Here is a 17,012-nt window from a genome sequence, read left to right on the forward strand (position 1 = left end):
GACAGACGCAAGTGCGGCAGGCGGTACCTAAACCAATAGATGCCGGGAAGGACGTGGACACCACGCCGAAACCCGGCCCAAACCCAGAGGACGACGGACATGGCACATTTTGAACTGGTAGAAAAGATGGCTCCCAACGCGGTGATCAAGGTCATCGGCGTGGGCGGCGGCGGCGGCAACGCGGTCGCACACATGGTCAACAACAGCGTCGACGGCGTGGAGTTCATCACCGCCAACACCGACTCGCAGGCGATCAAGAACTGCGGCGCCAAGCTGCAGCTGCAGCTCGGCAGCAGCGTCACCAAGGGTCTGGGCGCAGGCGCCAACCCGGAAGTCGGCCGTCAGGCCGCACTGGAAGACCGCGAAATCATCATGGACGCGCTGCAGGGCGCCGACATGGTCTTCATCACCGCCGGCATGGGCGGCGGTACCGGCACGGGCGCAGCCCCGGTCGTTGCGCAGCTGGCCAAGGAAATGGGCATCCTGACCGTCGCCGTGGTCACCAAGCCGTTCCCGTTCGAAGGCCGCCGCCGCATGCAGGTCGCGCTCAAGGGCATCGAAGAGATGTCGGCGCATTGCGACTCGCTGATCACTATTCCGAACGAAAAGCTGATCACCGTCCTCGGCCGCAACGCCACGATGATCCAGGCCTTCCGCGCCGCCAACGACGTGCTGCTGGGCGCCGTGCAGGGCATCGCCGACCTGATCGTGCGTCCGGGCCTGATCAACGTCGACTTCGCCGACGTGCGCACCGTGATGTCGGAAATGGGCCTGGCGATGATGGGCACCGGCAACGCACGTGGCGACGACCGCGCGCAGGCCGCCGCCGAAGCCGCGATCCAGAATCCGCTGCTCGACGACGTCAACCTGGCCGGCGCCAACGGCATCCTGGTCAACATCACCGCGGGCGCGGACTTCACGATGGCCGAGTTCGATGAAGTCGGCCGCACCGTCGAGAACTTCGCCAGCGAAGACGCGACCATCGTCATCGGCACCGTGCTCGATCCCGACATGCAGGACGAAGTCCGCGTGACCGTGGTCGCCACCGGCCTCAACCGCGCGCCCGCGCGCGCCACCGGCTACAACGGCGACAGTGCGAACCGCGGCAAGCCGCAGGTGCAGCTGATCAGCAACAACCAGCGTGGTGTCCGCGACGGCACGACCGGCATGCTGATCGAAGACGAGTCCGACGCCGTGGCCCCGTACAGCCCGGGTCACAGCATCGCCGCGTCGCTGCGTGGCAACGGTGGTGGCGCGTCGGCAGCCTCGCCGCTGCGTGGTGCGACCCGCGGCGACGCCCCGGAAGCTCCCAAGGCGGCCGATTTCGGCAACGACAGCAGCTACCTGGACATTCCTGCGTTTCTGCGTCGCCAGGCCGACTGATCCGCGTCCATCGCGGCAGTCCGTTGCGCGCGCACCGGTGAACGGTGCGCGGCGATGGGATGCCGCTGCATGACGGATCGTCCTCCCGTCATGAAGTGTTGCCCGGCGTCGCGTTGTCCGCGCGGCGCCTTTGGGTCCACCGGGTGTTCCGGTGGACCGTTTTCCGGCGCTGCAGTGCGGCGTTTCCGCACGCGTCCAGCGTCTCGATGCAGCACCACACTTTCGTTCAGGTTCAGGCGGTGCCGTGATAATCTGCCCCCCGGTTCCGATGACAGTCCGATGACGGACACGCGGATCCTTCCTCCCTGCGGACTCCCCCATGCCCCGCCAACGCACCATCAAGAACGTGATCCGCGCGACAGGCGTCGGCCTGCACAGCGGCGAGAAAGTGTTCCTGACCCTGCGTCCGGCAGCGCCCGATACCGGCATCGTGTTCCGCCGTGTCGACCTGGACCCCGTGGTCGAAATTCCGGCTGACGGCAACCTCGTCACCGAAACCACCCTGTGCACCGGCCTGAGTTGCGGCCCCGCCAAGGTGCAGACCGTCGAACACCTGATGTCCGCGCTTGCGGGCCTGGGCGTCGACAACCTCTATGTCGAACTGTCCGCGGCCGAAGTGCCGATCATGGACGGTTCGTCCGGTCCTTTCGTGTTCCTGCTGCAGTCGGCCGGCGTGGTCGAGCAGGAGGTGCCCAAGCGTTTCATCCGTGTGCTCAAGCCGGTGGAAGTGCGCGAAGGCGACAAGATCGCGCGCTTCGAGCCCTATGACGGCTTCAAGCTCGACTTCACCATCGCCTTCGATCATCCGGCGATTCCGCTCGCGCAGTCGCGCGCCGAAGTCGAGTTCTCGACCGAGGCCTATATCCGCGAGGTCAGTCGCGCGCGCACCTTCGGCTTCATGCGCGATCTCGAATACATGCGTGAGCGCAACCTCGGCCTCGGCGGCTCGATGGACAACGCCATCGTGCTCGACGAGTTCCGCGTGCTCAATGACGACGGCCTGCGCTACGCCAACGAGTTCGTGCGCCACAAGATTCTCGACGCGGTGGGCGATCTCTATCTGGCCGGCCACCCGATCCTCGGCCGCTTCGTCGGCTACAAGTCCGGCCACGCACTCAACAACAAGCTTGTGCGCGCATTGCTGGCCGAGGTCGACGCCTGGGAGAAGGTCAGCTTCGACCAGAGCGCGCGCGCGCCGGTCGCCTATGGCACGCCTGCGATCGCCTGACCTGCGGCGTTCACCTATGGAAATCGTGAATGAACTTCGGCAGCGAACTCGCCGCAAGGTTCAGCATCGTCGGCGCAACTAACAAAAATTTAACTTTAAATTTCTGATTCCTTAATTTTCAGTTAACTTCCTGCCGTGGATGCGTCGGTAGGATGCCCGCACCCCTTCACCCGACGTCGACGTCGGTGACCAGGGGGGAAGGGATCACCCGACTCATCGCGTCCCGTTGTCGTCGTCTGGCGGTTGCAACGAGGCCAGCGCGGCCGCCACGGCCTTGCGGGCCACGGCGGACGGCGGTTTCGGGCGTGCGCGGCCTGCATCGACCTCCGGTCGCAGCGGCCGGGTCGAGGTCCTGATCACGATGTCGCTGACATCCAGCCCGATGGACCGGGCGGCGTCGAGCAGCACATCGGCCGACAGGCGCAGCCTGGCGTGCCAGATGGGCGAATCGACGAGGAAGACCAGCCTGTTGCCGTCGACATTGGCCAGCCGCGCATGTGGCGCCAGCGACGGAGGCAACAGGGGAACGAGGCGGCGATCCAGCGCGTCGAGCCACATGGCCCGGCGGATCGGATCGGCCGACGCACCACCCAGAGCCGCATCCAGTGCGGCCGTCGGAATCCCGGTACGGGATGCACCGATGCGGGGTGGCTTGAATCTGGACCTGAAATCAGACATTGGCACGCATGACTCTAGATACGTTGTTGAATGATATGCGCGGCCGCGCCGCGCAGGTGGCCGCCAAGGCCCGCGCACTCGCAGTCCGCAAACCCCTCACCGTCATGACCGCCGTTGCGGTCGCCAGCCTGTGCGGCGGCGCTGCGCTCAATGCCGCCGAAATCGCGCGCATGCACGGCGTGGCCTCAGCGAACGAGCGGGCCATCGAGGACACCCGCCGCGAAGCGCAGCGCGAGATCAACGCGCTTGCTGCCCGCATGGGCGAACTGCAGGCACAGGCCAACCGGCTCAATGCCCTCGGCGACCGCCTCGCACGCGGCGCGGGCCTCGAAGACGGCGAATTCGATTTCGACCGCCCGGTTGGACAAGGTGGTGCGGAACCGGCGCGCGACATGCCGGCGCGCAAGCTGCTCGGCGGCATGGACGCACTCGACGGCGACCTCGCCAGCTCCGGCCAACAGCTCTCGGTGCTCGAAGCCCTGCTGTTCGATCGCCGCATCGAACGCAACGCCCTGCCTTCGCGCTCGCCGGTTGCGAGCAGCTTCGTGACTTCGTCCTACGGCTATCGCGCCGACCCGTTCGGCCGCGGCGGCCAGTTCCATAAGGGCATCGACTTCGACGCCCGCACCGGCGACCGCGTGATGACCGTCGCCGATGGCGTGGTCAGCTATTCCGGTGTGCGCAGCGGCTACGGCAACGTGGTCGAGGTGGACCACGGCAACGGCTACGTGACCCGTTACGCGCACAACTCACGCAACGTGGTGAAGGTGGGCGATCTGGTGCGCGTCGGTGACGAAATCGCCAAGGCCGGCTCGACCGGCCGCTCGACCGGCGCCCACGTGCACTTCGAAGTCTGGGAGAACGGCCGCGTGCAGAACCCGCGCAAGTTCCTCGGCGACATGGGTGTCAGCCGGCAGTAAGGGTATCGCTGCGTTTGCGTAGGATGGCGAGAGCGCAGCGATACCCCTCTGCGCTGATCCAACGCGCAGTCGCTGGAGGATCGGCACCTCGTCCCTATGGGAGAGGTCGACGCGGCTAGCGCGTCGGGTGAGGGTGGGGCTTTTGGCGACCTTCGCCCTCACCCCCAACCTCCGCTCCGCGCCCCTGCCCTCGCGCTGACGCGAGTTCGTTCGCAGGCACGCGAGCCATAGGCGCGCAAGCGCGCCTTCTCACCACAGCGGGAGAGGGGCTTGAAGCGCCCAGCACTGATCTCCCGCTTGGCTTGGTTAAAGGCTCCCTTGCGGATCACAGAGAACTTTCACCTCTCCCGTCGGGAAAGAGCCTGCCCCGGACTTGATCCGGGGTTGATGAGCCTAGCGCGTCGGGTGAGGGCAGCACGTCCATGCGAGCCACGCCCGCCAGGACGCAGCGCGGTCGTCGCGCCGTCTGCTCCCCCCCGTCTGCTCCGCCCCGTCCCGCTTGAAAACACCCCCGCGCTCCCCAAGCTACAATGCGTGTTGCCATCGAAGGGCGCTTCGCGCCCTTTTTCTTGTGTGCGGATTCGGGGGAAACCGTCCCGGGCCGCGTTCCGCCTTCAGAACCCGGACTTCCAATGCTCAATCGCCTGCTCACCAGCGTCTTCGGTAGCCGCAACGACCGCTTCGTCAAACAGCTCGAGAAGATCGTCGCGAAGATCAACGCGCTCGAGCCGCAGATGGAGGCGCTGTCCGACGCCGAGCTGCAGGCCAAGACCCCCGAGTTCAAGGCCCGCGTCGCCAACGGCGAGACGCTCGACAAGATCCTGCCCGAAGCGTTTGCGGTGTGCCGCGAAGCCAGCAAGCGCGTGCTCGGCATGCGCCCCTACGACGTGCAGCTGATCGGCGGCATGGTGCTGCACATGGGCAAGATCGCCGAGATGCGCACCGGTGAGGGCAAGACCCTGGTCGGTACGCTGCCGACCTACCTCAATGCACTCGAGGGCAAGGGCGTTCACGTCATCACGGTCAACGATTACCTGGCCCGCCGCGATGCCGCGCAGATGGGCAAGCTCTACAACTGGCTGGGCCTGTCGGTCGGCGTGATCTGGCCGGGCATGCCGCACGGCGAAGCCAAGCGCGATGCCTACCGCGCCGACATCACTTACGGCACCAACAACGAGTTCGGCTTCGACTACCTGCGCGACAACATGGCGCTGTCGAAGGCCGATCGTTACCAGCGCGGCCTCAACTACGCGATCATCGACGAGGTCGACTCGATCCTGATCGACGAAGCGCGCACGCCGCTGATCATCTCCGGCCCGGCCGACGATTCGCCGGAGCTCTACATCAAGGTCAACCGGATCGTGCCGTCGCTGGTGCGTCAGGAAACCGAAGACGGCGACGGCGACTTCTGGGTCGACGAGAAGGGCAAGCAGGTCCATCTGTCCGAGGCTGGTCAGGAACACGCCGAAGAACTGCTGCGCAAGGCCGGCATCCTCGGGGAAGAGGACAGCCTGTACGCGCCGCAGAACATCCACGTTGTGCATCACCTCAACGCCGGCCTGCGCGCACACGCGATCTACCAGCGCGACGACCACTACATCATCCGCGACGGCGAAGTCATCATCGTCGACGAGTTCACCGGCCGGACGCTGCCGGGCCGGCGCTGGTCCGACGGCCTGCACCAGGCGGTCGAGGCGAAGGAAGGCGTGCCGGTGCAGCGCGAGAACCAGACGCTCGCCAGCATCACCTTCCAGAATCTATTCCGCATGTACGGCAAGCTTTCGGGCATGACCGGTACCGCGGATACCGAAGCCTTCGAGTTTGAAAGCATCTATTCGCTCGAAGTCGTGGTGATCCCGACCCATCGCCCGATGATCCGCAAGGACGCGCCCGATGCGGTGTTCCTCAACCGCCCGGGCAAGTACCGCGCGGTCGCGCGCGAGATCCAGGCCGCCAACGAACGCGGCCAGCCGGTGCTGGTCGGCACGACCTCGATCGAAGTGTCGGAACTGCTGTCCGAGCACCTGCGCAAGGAAGGCATCCATCACGAAGTGCTCAACGCCAAGCAGCACGAACGCGAGGCGACGATCATCGCCCAGGCCGGTCGCCCGGGCGCGGTGACCATCGCGACCAACATGGCCGGCCGCGGTACCGACATCGTGCTCGGCGGTTCGCTCGAAACCGAGCTGGCGACGCTCGAAGCCGAGACCGGTGCGCCGGTCGACGAGGCCACGAAGGCGCGGCTCAAGGCCGAGTGGCAGGTGCGTCACGATGCGGTCAAGGCGGCCGGCGGCCTGCACATCATCGGCACCGAGCGCCACGAATCGCGGCGTATCGACAACCAGCTGCGCGGCCGCTCGGGCCGCCAGGGCGACCCGGGTTCGAGCCGCTTCTACCTGTCGCTCGAAGACAATCTGATGCGCATCTTCGCCGCCGACTGGGTGCAGAAGGTCATGGCGCGCATGGGCCTGCAGGAAGACGACATCATCGAGTCGCCGCTGGTCACCAAGCAGATCGCGAACGCGCAGCGCAAGGTCGAGGCGCACAACTTCGACATCCGCAAGAACCTGCTCGACTTCGACGACGTCAACAACGACCAGCGCAAGGTGATCTACGGCCAGCGCGACGAACTGCTGGACGCCGAGAGCATCCAGGAGAACGTGGACGGCATCCGCGCCGACGTGATCGCCGGCATCGTCGCCCGCTACGTGCCGCCGCAGTCGATCGACGAGCAGTGGGACCTGCCGGGTCTGGAGTCGGAGATCGACCGCGAGTTCGGCCTGCGCCTGCCGCTGACCGACATGGTCAAGACCAACGACGAGCTGGATGCCGAGCAGATCGCCGAACGCGTGCAGCAGGAAATCGACCGCCTGTTCGCCGAGAAGGAAGCCTCGCTCGGCGACGAGACGATGCGCATGCTCGAAAAGCACATCATGCTCAACGTGCTGGACCAGGGCTGGAAGGAACACCTGGGCCGCATGGACTACCTGCGCCAGGGCATCCACCTGCGCGGTTATGCGCAGAAGCAGCCGAAGCAGGAGTACAAGCGCGAGGCGTTCGAGCTGTTCTCCGAGATGCTCGACAAGGTGAAGCACGACGTCGTGACGATGCTGGCGCGCGTGCGCGTGCGTAGCGAAGACGAGATCGCCGCGCTGGAAGCCGAAGAGCGCCGTCAGGTGGAAGCCAAGCTCAACCAGGCGCAGTTCCAGCACGCCGACGCTGGCGGTTACGGCGCCGACGAGGAAGCCGAGGAGGTCCGCGCGGCCGCCGCGGCGCAGGGCCCGCAGGTGCCGATCGTCCGCGACGGTGACAAGGTCGGCCGCAACGATCCGTGTCCCTGCGGCAGCGGCAAGAAGTTCAAGCACTGCCATGGGCAGTTGAACTGAGTTCCGATCAGTTTGTTTCCCTGCACCTCTCCCTCCGGGAGAGAGCCTGCCCCGGACTTGATCCGGGGTCGACGCGCAGAGCGCGTCGGGTGAGGGTAAGCCTCTCGCGTAGAGCACCCTCACCCCAACGCCCGCTCCGCGCCCCGGCCCCCGCGCCGGCGCGAGGGCGTTCGTAGACACGCGAGCCAGTGGCTCGCAAGCGTGCCTGCTCACCCCAGAGGGAGAGGGGCTCAACAGTCTCAAAGCTCAGGGCGACTGGGCGGTCTTCCAGCAACTGCGGTAATCACACCTCTCCCTCGGGGAGAGGTCGACGCGCAGAGCGCGTCGGGTGAGGGCGGGGCGCCCGCGGAATGCCTGCAAGCCAGTCTTGCCTGGGACTTTTGGCGCCCGGGCTGACCACCGCATCGGGTGCGAATCTGACCATCGCGATGGCTGGAAAACCGCCCGCGCCCCGCCTAACCTGACTGCCCTGTCCGGAGTGCCGAGCGGCATGAGCGAACGCGTCATCGAAGTCGTCGCCGGCGTCATTACCGACAAACGCGGCCGGATCCTGCTGTCGCGTCGTACGCCCAACCGCGACATGCCGGGGCTCTGGGAATTTCCCGGCGGGAAGCGCGAAGCGGGCGAGACGCCGGAAGCTGCGCTGATTCGCGAACTGGACGAGGAACTCGGCATCCGTGTCACCGTCGGCCCGCCGCTGATGACCGTGCCGCAGCAGTATCCGAGCAAGCGGCTGCGCCTCGATGTCCGCCATGTCACGCACTGGGACGGCGTGCCCAAGGGGCGCGAAGGGCAGGCGCTGGCATGGGTCGCGCCCGGCAAGCTGAGCCGCTATTCGATGCCGCCTGCCGACCTGCCGGTCGTCGCGGCGCTGCAGGCGCCCGATCGCTATCTGGTGACACCACCCCCCGGCGACGACGACGCGCCCTGGCTGCAGGCACTCGAGCAGGCCCTGCGCCGCGGGATCCGGCGCATCCAGCTGCGCCTGCCGGGCGTGCCCGTCGAGCGCCAGCACCTCCTGCTGCAACAGGCCGCCATCCGCTGTCGCAGGCGCGATGCACAGCTGCTGTTCAACGGCCCGGTCGATCTCGCGCTTGCGGCGGGCGTCGGGGTCCACCTGCGGTCGGATTCGCTGCGCACATGCGAGGGGCGCCCCGTCCCGGACGGGGTGCTGCTCGCGGCCTCCTGCCACGACGCGGAGGAACTCGCCCACGCCGCGCGTTTGGGCTGCGACTTCGTCGTGCTGGGGCCGGTGGCCGAAACCGCGAGTCATCCAGGCGCGCCGGGTATCGGCTGGACCGCCTTCGCACGCCTGCGCGAGACCTCGGCCCTGCCGATCTACGCGCTCGGTGGCATGACCCCCGACGATATTCCCGAGGCCCGCCGCCACGGCGCCCAGGGCATCGCCGCGATCCGGAGCCTGTGGGCGCCGGATTGAGCATGCAAGGGCAGGCGCAGTCTTGCGGAGCCCCTCTCCCTCCGGGAGAGAGGTTGGGGTGAGGGCAGACGCTCGCGCGGACGCCCGGTTCGATGCGCGGCACACCGGACTGATCGAGCCGTGAGGCGGCTCGAAACGGCACGCCCAGAACGTATCGGTGCGCGTTCTTCAGAACCGACCAGCGCATCTACAGGCGCTCGCCTGCCGACATGCTGCGCCCCAAGCCGTGCCACCGAATCCCAAGCGATTGGCGTGGGGGCGCAGAGCCTCCAGGCGGTATGACATTCGAAGCGAGCGACGGGCGCCGCTGAAGCCGGGCGGAGGCCCGCTGAGGCCTACAAGCCCGCCGCCGCCATCCCGCGATACTTCTTGTCCAGCACCTCTACCGCCGCATCCAGCGCATCCAGCGTGCCGTCATTGACGATCACATCGTCCGCAATCGCCAGGCGCGCAGCGCGCGTGGCCTGGGCGGCCACCATGCGCTCGGCGAGCAGGGCGTCGATGCCGTCGCGTGCCAGCAGCCGTGCCAACTGAAGTTCGCGCGGCACGTCGATCACCAGCACTCGCTGCAACCACGGATACGCCGCGCGGCCACCTTCGGTCAGCAGCGGAATCGCCGCGACCGCGTACGGGCCGGGCGCCGCCTCGCAGGCCGCACGCAGCGCTTCGCGCACCCGTGGATGGATGATGGCTTCCAGTTGCACGCGGGCATCGGGTGCTTCGAAGATCCGGCGCCGCATCGCGGCCCGGTCGAGGCTCCCGTCTTGCGCAAGTGCGCCGACGCCGAACACCTCGACCACCTCAGCCAGGCCCGCGCTGCCCGGTGCCACCGCCTCGCGCGCCGCCAGGTCGGCATCGGCCACCACGATGCCGCGGCGTTCGAACGCCTGGGTCGCCGCGGTCTTGCCCGAGGCGATGCCGCCGGTCAGGCCGATGATCAACCCACTCATGCCGAGGCAGGGGTCAGCCGAGACCGGCGAATTGCTTGTAGCGCTCGACCAGATCGTGACCCCACATGAAGGTCACCCAGCCGGCGATGGCCAGATACGGGCCGAACGGGATCGGCGTCGAGCGGTCGCGGCCCTGCACGGCCAGCATGATCGAGCCGATGATCGCGCCGGCCACCGCCGACAGCAGGACGATCGGCAATAGCCCGCTCAGTCCGCACCAGGCGCCAAGGGCGGCCAGCAGCTTGAAGTCGCCATGGCCCATGCCTTCCTTGCCGGTGGCCTGCTTGAACAGCCACCACACCGTCCACAGGCTCGCATAGCCCACCACCGCGCCGAGCAGGGCGGGCTTGGCCGGCATGTAGAGGTTGTCCAGGCTCGCGATCAACCCCAGCCACATCAGCGGCAGCGTCAGCGAATCGGGGAGCAGCTGCGTGCGCACGTCGATACCGGACAGCGCAATCAGAAAGCCGGTCAGCACCAGCGCGCCGAAGCCCTGCCAGCCGAAGCCGAAGCGCCACACGCAGGCCACGAACAGCAGCATCGTCAGCAGTTCGACCGCCGGATACTGCAGTGAAATACGCTTGCCGCTGTGCCGCGAGCGCCCACGCAGCATCAGGTAACTCAGGACCGGAATGTTCTCCCACCACGCCAGCGGCGTGCCTGTGTCCGGGTCGTGCGAACGCTCGACGACAATCCCCGGCGGCGGCGGATCGTAGAGCTCCGGCTCGCCGAGGATCTCGCGCGAGTCACGCTTCCACTGCCACTCCATGCGCCGCGGCAGCCGCAGGATCACGACGTTGAGAAAACTGCCCACCAGCAGGCCGAAGCCTGCGACCAGCGGATAACCGAGTTCGGGGTTCTGATCGAGAAACGCCATCCGTCAGCTCATTGCCGCCATCGCGATCTTGAAGATCGGCAGGTACATCGCGATGACGATCGAGCCCACCAGCGTGCCGATGATCACCATGACGAAGGGTTCGATCAGGCTCGAGATCGTATCCACCGCGTTGTTGACCTCTTCCTCGTAGAACTCCGCCACCTTGAACAGCATGGTGTCGAGCGCGCCGGCCTCTTCGCCGATCGCGGTCATCTGCACCACCATGTGCGGGAACAGCGCGGTCTGCTTCATCGCCAGGTTCAGCTGGTAACCCACGGCCACGTCGTCGCGCATGCGCAGCACCGCCGTCTCGTAGACCACGCTGCCGGTGGCGCCGGCCACCGAATCCAGCGCCTCCACCAGTGGCACGCCGGCCTTGAAGGTCACGCCGAGGGTGCGCGCGAAACGCGCGATGGCGGAGTTGTGCAGCACCTTGCCGATGATCGGGATGCGCAGCATCGCCCGGTCCACCGCGTGCTGCAGCTTGGTCGAGCGCTTGAATGCGGCGATGAACGCGAACGCGCCGCCGATGGCGACCACTGCCATCAGCCACCACCAGCCGACGACGATGTCGGAAATCGCGAACATCAACTCAGTGAACGCCGGCAAATCGGTGCCGAAGCTCTTGAACGTATCGCGGAAGGTCGGCACCACGAAGATCATCAGCACCGCACACACCAGGATGGCAACCGCGACCACTGCGATCGGATAGAACAGGGCCTTCTTGATCTTGCCCTTGATGGTCTCGATGCTTTCCTTGTAGTTGGCGATCGTCTCGAGCACCGTTTCCAGTGCGCCGGCCGATTCGCCGGCGCGCACCAGGTTGCGGTAGAGCTCGTCGAACTGCACCGGATGCTTGCTCAGCGCCTCGTAGATCGACGCTCCGCCCTCGATATCGGTGCGGACGTCGTTGACCAGCTTGCCCATGCGCGGGTTGCGCTGGCCGTTGCCGATGATCTCCAGCGACTGCACGATCGGCACACCGGACTTCATCATCGTGGCGATCTGACGGCTGAAGACCGCGATGTCCTTGGCGGTGATCGTCTTGCCGGCACCGCCGAACAGCGGCTTGCCCTTGGCCTTGACGGTCTTGGGCTGGATGCCCTGGCGGCGCAGTTCGGCGCGCAGCAGGTTGGCGTTCTTGGCCTGCTGCTCGCCCTTCATGGTCATGCCGCGCTTGTCGGTGCCCTCCCAGATGAAGGTCTCGAGCGCGGGCAGTTCGCGGACAGGCTTCGCGGGCCTGCCGGCGGTCTTGCGGACAGCGGTGCGTGTGGTCGACATCAGGAATTCCCCGGGCACCGGCTCCCCAGCCGGAATGGTCGCTCGCATGGTAGCCGTTCGGCGCGTGAAGTGTCAGGGCCGCCGGGCAGAGCGTGACCGCGCGCAGAAACCGGCAGCAATCGACGCGCGTGCCGCCCGGCGCTCAGTCGGTGGTGACGCGGTTGATCTCGGCCAGGCTGGTCAGGCCCTGCTGCGCCTTGCGCAGTGCGGATTGCCGCAGGTCGCTGACGCCGGCGCGCTGGGCGGCTTCGGCGATCTGGATCGCATTGCCGCCCTGCAGGATGATCTCCTGGATCTGCTCACTCATCGGCATGACCTGGTACACACCCACGCGGCCCTTGTAGCCATTGGTGCATTCGTCGCAGCCCACGGCCTCATACATCTCGATGCCGGCGCGCACCTGGTCCTCGGTGAAGCCTTCCTTGAGCAGCGCATGGTCGGGCAGGTCGACGCGTCGCTTGCACTTGGGGCACAGCCGGCGTGCCAGACGCTGGGCAATGACCAGCGTCACCGAGCTGGTGATGTTGTAGGGCGCAATGCCCATGTTCATCAGGCGGGCAATGGTCTGCGGCGCATCGTTGGTGTGCAGCGTGCTGAGCACCATGTGGCCGGTCTGCGCGGCCTTGATGGCGATTTCCGCGGTCTCCAGATCGCGGATCTCGCCGACCATGATGATGTCCGGGTCCTGGCGCAGGAACGAGCGCAGCGCGGCAGCGAAGGTCATGCCGCGCTTGTTGTTCTGCTGCACCTGGTTGACGCCTGGCAGGCGGATTTCCACCGGATCTTCCGCCGTCGAGATGTTGCGCGTCTCATCGTTGAGGATACCCAGCGCCGTGTACAGCGACACCGTCTTGCCCGAGCCGGTCGGGCCGGTCACCAGCACCATGCCGTAGGGCTTGTGGATGGCATCGAGGAACAGCTGTTGCTGCTCGGGCTCGTAACCCAGCTTGTCGATGCCCAGCTTGGCGGCGCTGGCATCGAGAATACGCAGCACCACCTTCTCGCCGAACAGCGTGGGCAGCGTGCTGACGCGGAAGTCGATCTGCTTGGTCTTGGACAGGTTGAGCTTGATGCGCCCGTCCTGCGGGATGCGCTTCTCGGCAATGTCGAGTTGCGCCATGACCTTCAGGCGCGCGGTGATGCGCTGGTTGAGCTTGACCGGGCTTTTGGCGACCTGCTTGAGGATGCCGTCCACGCGCAGGCGCACGCGGTAGTCGGTCTCATACGGCTCGAAATGGATGTCCGAGGCGCCGCGCTTGATCGCATCCACCAGCACCTTGTTGACGAACTTGACGATCGGCGTGTCGTCCTTGCCGTCGACCACGTTCTCCAGCTTGCCGCCGCCGTCTTCGTCGCTGCCGACATCCAGCGAATCCAGGCCGTCGGAATCCTCCAGCGCGTCCTCGAAGCTGTCGCTCGCTTGCAGCCACATGTCCAGGGTCCGACGGATGCTGTCCTCGTCGACCAGGATCGGCTCCACCGTCAGATTGGTGTGGAACTTGATCTCGTCCAGCGCCTGGGTATTGGTGGGATCCGCGGTGCCGACAAACAGCCGGCCACCGCGCTTGAACAGCGGCAGCACCCCATGCTTGTTCAGCAGTTCCTCGCTGACCAGTTTCACCGCATGCGCCTGCGGTGCCATCGTGGCCGGGTCGAACAGCGGCATGCCGAACTCGATCGCATTCGCCGCGGCCAGCTGTGCAGCGGTGACCAGCTTGTGCTCGCGCAGGTAGCCGGCCACCTGCTTGCGCGCGGCGGTGGCTTTTTCCAGCGCATCGCGCGCGGTGGCTTCGTCGAGCGCGCCGTCCAAGACAAGGCGGCGCACGATGCCGGTGATCCCGACAAGGTTGGCGGTGGACACAGCATTCATGCCGCGAGGACTCCCGGATAACGTCGGGGCCTAATGTACTACGTCATTCCGCGTGACCATGCCGCACTGGGCGGATATCACTGCAGCTCGCAGGTGCCGTTTGTCATGTTGCAGCGGGTCTGCTGTATGCCTGGCGAGCGGGGTGTGCCGGTGATGTCGACGTCCAGCGCCGTGGCGTCGTCCGCTGCACTGCAGGCACTCCGGGGGGCTGGGTCAGGCGCGTCGCTCTCCTGATCCTGCAAGAGCACCATGGCAAGGTTGGCGTAATGCTTCATCTCTGCCTGGCAGGCGCTCTCGGCGGTGCGTACCTGGTACTGGTTGTAGGCCGGCAAGGCGATGGAGGCCAGCACCGCGATGATGGCAACGACAATCATCAATTCGATCAGGGTGAAACCGCGTGCATGGCGATGCATGGCGTATGTCTTCGGGGCGTGTGTCATCAAAAGAGATGCAACAAGCGGGCCAATGACAAATTGCTGCAGCGTGATCTTAGAAAAAGCCGCATTAACGTCATTTGGCGTGCAGTTAGTGGTCTGGTGAGGTGGGCCTAGTTAGGGCGAAAGATCACCCGATAACCCGGCACATTAAAAACAAAAGCCCCGCCGAGGCGGGGCTTTTGTAATTCGAGGGTCAGGGGCGCGGTCAGTCGCGTTCTAAGCGAGAAGTCCGACTTCGCCTATACCTTTTCGCTGATTAATCGGTTGCTGCTGCGCCAAGGTCGCAGTTGCCGTCTGCCAACGTGCAGACCGTCGTCCGCAGGCCCGGCTCCTGCGGACGGAATGTCGCAGTGGTAGCCAGAGCTCCGCCGCTGCCAGTGCCCGTGCCGATGTTCGTGGCGCCGGTCACACACGCCCGAGCCGGCTGCGTCGGCAGCTCCATTTCCGAGAAATTCGCAGCAATGTAAGAGTTCACGAAAGCCTTTGCTTCCGCTTGGCAAGCGCCTTCAGCAGCACGGATGCGGTAGTTGTTATAAGCCGGCAGCGCAATCGCGGCCAGGATCGCGATGATCGCAACGACGATCATCAGTTCGATCAGGGTGAAGCCCTTCTGATTCTTCATGGTGTATCCCCTAGGAGTGAGTGGTTCCACGTGCCGCGTGGCCCGGCTGGTGCCGATCCGTGGGCAGCCGTGCGACATGCACGTGCGAGGGGGGTGACGCACAAGGCGTGCCAACTTCTTGTGGCGGCCGAGCTAGGGCTTTCGATCTGTTCAGGCAAGGGCGTTGCCGGCGGCTGCGGTCGGGATTGACCCGAAAGGTCACTTATTGACGCAAAACGGCGTTTGGATCGATATCGGCCGGGTTGGAGACGTCTTCAGTTCTGTTGCGGGACGTGTTCGGGGGCGGCTCAGGTGCGGGGGCGATTTGCGGGAGATGCGCTTTCGAGGGGGCCCGGGTTTGGGCGGGCGGCGATGGGGGAATCTTGGGACAGCCTCGTCGCGCGCGAGCGCGCTCCTACAGGTGGGCGTAGGGTCAATCGATGCCGAGCTTCTTCAGCTTGTAGCGCAGTGCGCGGAACGTGATGCCGAGTGCCGCGGCGGTCTTGGTCTTGTTCAAGCGGTGTTCCTGCAGCGACTGCTGGATGGCGGCGCGCTCGATAGCCTCGATACAGGCGGGTAAGGCGGCGCCGGCGATCTCGCAGGGCTGATGGTGGGCGGATTTCGGCTTCGGCAGAAGCGCTTGGTGGGCATTGGTGGTGAACGCTGATGTGATGTGTGCTTGGGCGGTCGCTTGCGTCGCCCACGTACGGCAGATGCAGATCCGCAGCGGTCATCCTGTCTTCGTCCGCCTGGGCCGGGGCGCGTACGAGGCTGCTCTCCAGCCTGCGAGGATCTGGCCGGGACCGCTACTGCATCGCTTGGAGGGGCGATGGACCCGTCAAGGCATCGAGAATCGGATCTGCGTATCCGGGATCGATGGACATGGCGGACAGGCAGGTCTCGAGATGGTGACGATCCTGCAGCATTGCGATGCCCAGTTCGAAGTGACGCCGGATCGCGTCGCCGTAGGCGCTGGTTGCCTTTTCGACGGCTGCGGCGGGGATGGGGCCCCATCCCCGGATCATGAATGCCAGATCGATCAGATTCCGGCTGCGCTGGGAGCGGTCCAGCGCCCGGTCGGCATTGGTGAGCAGCTTCTCTGCATACATGTCGCTGCGGTCGAGCACCGGTACCGCGAGTTTCGGATGCGGTTGCCCTCTGATCGGGATGCGCCCTTCCAGTACGAATTCGACGCGGACGGGCGTTTCGTCGATGGACAGGTAGGTCGAGATCTTGTCGCGCTGCGTACGGATGTCCCGCGCGTAGGGCAATGGCGTGCGCAGAATGGCGCCGAGCGTATGCGAGGTCACGGTTTCCCGGAGCAGGCGGTAGCCTGCGGGATCGGCACACAGGAAGTCGATATCGACCGACTCCCGATACTCGCCCAATTGCAGGACGATCGCGGTTCCACCCGCGAAGTAACAGTGCGCCCGCGCCAGCAGATCGGCGTCGAAAGCGCCGAGTGCCTTGGCGATGCGTCGATGATGCAGTCGTTCAAACATGGAGACTGCCCCGGCCGTACCACTGGACCAGGCGTTCGAGCAGCGCGCGTTCGCGCTCATCCATCAGGTCGGCATCCACGAGATCCCAGTAACGCTCGTACAGCGCCAGGGCGTCGCGCTCGTCCAACGCGTCGACGCCCGGCTGATTCCAGGTCAGGCGTTTGAGCTGCGGATAGGCGGCCAGCTGCACCCGTGCCGGGCGCACATCCGGCTCCAGCCCGAGCGCGTGCATGGCGGCGGCGTATGCGGCCATGGCGACACCGGGTTTTCCCTGTTCGATCTGGATCAGCTTCTGCCGGGCAATGCCCGCACGCCGGGCGGCTTCGGCCTGGGTCAGGCCCAGGCGCAGACGCGCTGTCCGCAGGGTGTCGCCCAGGTGACGGGTGGGGATGCTGTAGTCGGCGGTACGCATGTCTGGAATAGAGGACATTCCATTGGCGATGTCCGGAATCCAGGACATC

General features: G+C 66.0%; 13 protein-coding genes and 2 pseudogenes. 5 read left to right on the forward strand and 10 right to left on the reverse strand.

Annotated elements, in window-relative coordinates:
- Positions 1–99 precede the first annotated feature (99 nt).
- Together ftsZ and lpxC are read left to right on the forward strand one after the other, a co-directional pair.
- The gene (ftsZ, locus tag J2X52_RS06265) at positions 100–1,383 is read left to right on the forward strand and encodes a cell division protein FtsZ (protein WP_310150352.1); all 1,284 of its coding nucleotides are present in this window, start codon (positions 100–102) and stop codon (positions 1,381–1,383) included.
- 319 nt (positions 1,384–1,702) lie between these two features.
- On the forward strand, positions 1,703–2,611 hold the full coding sequence (lpxC, locus tag J2X52_RS06270; protein ID WP_310150355.1) for a UDP-3-O-acyl-N-acetylglucosamine deacetylase: 909 nt from the start codon (positions 1,703–1,705) through the stop codon (positions 2,609–2,611).
- A gap of 213 nt (positions 2,612–2,824) precedes the next feature.
- On the opposite strand, the gene J2X52_RS06275 is transcribed toward lpxC, so the two are convergent.
- Positions 2,825–3,289 (reverse strand): DUF721 domain-containing protein, encoded by a 465-nt coding sequence (locus tag J2X52_RS06275; RefSeq protein ID WP_310150358.1) that lies wholly within the window; start codon positions 3,287–3,289, stop codon positions 2,825–2,827.
- A 35-nt stretch (positions 3,290–3,324) separates the two neighbouring features.
- On the opposite strand from J2X52_RS06275, the gene J2X52_RS06280 reads away from it, so the two are divergent.
- From J2X52_RS06280 to J2X52_RS06290, 3 genes are all read left to right on the forward strand, one after another.
- Positions 3,325–4,209, forward strand: a complete 885-nt coding sequence (locus tag J2X52_RS06280) for a M23 family metallopeptidase (RefSeq protein WP_310151171.1) — start codon at positions 3,325–3,327, stop codon at positions 4,207–4,209.
- Positions 4,210–4,841: 632 nt separating this feature from the next.
- Positions 4,842–7,595: a preprotein translocase subunit SecA gene (gene secA / locus J2X52_RS06285; RefSeq protein WP_310150361.1), complete on the forward strand. Its 2,754-nt coding sequence runs from the start codon at positions 4,842–4,844 to the stop codon at positions 7,593–7,595.
- 490 nt (positions 7,596–8,085) lie between these two features.
- Positions 8,086–9,033, forward strand: coding sequence for a Nudix family hydrolase (locus tag J2X52_RS06290; RefSeq protein WP_310150364.1), 948 nt, complete (start codon positions 8,086–8,088; stop codon positions 9,031–9,033).
- A gap of 335 nt (positions 9,034–9,368) precedes the next feature.
- On the opposite strand, the gene coaE is transcribed toward J2X52_RS06290, so the two are convergent.
- From coaE to J2X52_RS06335, 9 genes and pseudogenes are all read right to left on the reverse strand, one after another.
- A complete protein-coding gene (coaE, locus tag J2X52_RS06295) occupies positions 9,369–9,983 on the reverse strand; it encodes a dephospho-CoA kinase (protein WP_310150367.1) in 615 nt (204 codons plus the stop codon).
- Positions 9,984–9,996: 13 nt separating this feature from the next.
- Positions 9,997–10,860, reverse strand: a complete 864-nt coding sequence (locus tag J2X52_RS06300; protein ID WP_310150370.1) for an A24 family peptidase — start codon at positions 10,858–10,860, stop codon at positions 9,997–9,999.
- Positions 10,861–10,863: 3 nt separating this feature from the next.
- On the reverse strand, positions 10,864–12,141 hold the full coding sequence (locus J2X52_RS06305; RefSeq protein ID WP_310150373.1) for a type II secretion system F family protein: 1,278 nt from the start codon (positions 12,139–12,141) through the stop codon (positions 10,864–10,866).
- A 142-nt stretch (positions 12,142–12,283) separates the two neighbouring features.
- Positions 12,284–14,011, reverse strand: coding sequence for a type IV-A pilus assembly ATPase PilB (gene pilB / locus J2X52_RS06310; protein ID WP_310150376.1), 1,728 nt, complete (start codon positions 14,009–14,011; stop codon positions 12,284–12,286).
- A 77-nt stretch (positions 14,012–14,088) separates the two neighbouring features.
- Positions 14,089–14,424 carry a prepilin-type N-terminal cleavage/methylation domain-containing protein gene (locus tag J2X52_RS06315; RefSeq protein ID WP_310150379.1) on the reverse strand — a complete coding sequence of 112 codons (336 nt, stop codon included), beginning with the start codon at positions 14,422–14,424 and terminating at the stop codon, positions 14,089–14,091.
- 556 nt (positions 14,425–14,980) lie between these two features.
- Positions 14,981–15,070 (reverse strand): annotated as a pseudogene (locus J2X52_RS06320) (prepilin-type N-terminal cleavage/methylation domain-containing protein); the annotation flags it as partial.
- 412 nt (positions 15,071–15,482) lie between these two features.
- Positions 15,483–15,635: pseudogene (locus J2X52_RS06325) on the reverse strand (helix-turn-helix domain-containing protein); the annotation flags it as partial.
- 220 nt (positions 15,636–15,855) lie between these two features.
- The gene (locus tag J2X52_RS06330; protein WP_310150381.1) at positions 15,856–16,551 is read right to left on the reverse strand and encodes a nucleotidyl transferase AbiEii/AbiGii toxin family protein; all 696 of its coding nucleotides are present in this window, start codon (positions 16,549–16,551) and stop codon (positions 15,856–15,858) included.
- Positions 16,544–17,011 carry a helix-turn-helix transcriptional regulator gene (locus J2X52_RS06335; protein WP_310150384.1) on the reverse strand — a complete coding sequence of 156 codons (468 nt, stop codon included), beginning with the start codon at positions 17,009–17,011 and terminating at the stop codon, positions 16,544–16,546. The genes J2X52_RS06330 and J2X52_RS06335 overlap by 8 nt, the downstream gene beginning before the upstream one ends.
- Between the last annotated feature and the right edge of the window lies 1 nt (position 17,012).

This window comes from Luteimonas sp. 3794 (assembly GCF_031456825.1).
Lineage (GTDB): Bacteria > Pseudomonadota > Gammaproteobacteria > Xanthomonadales > Xanthomonadaceae > Luteimonas.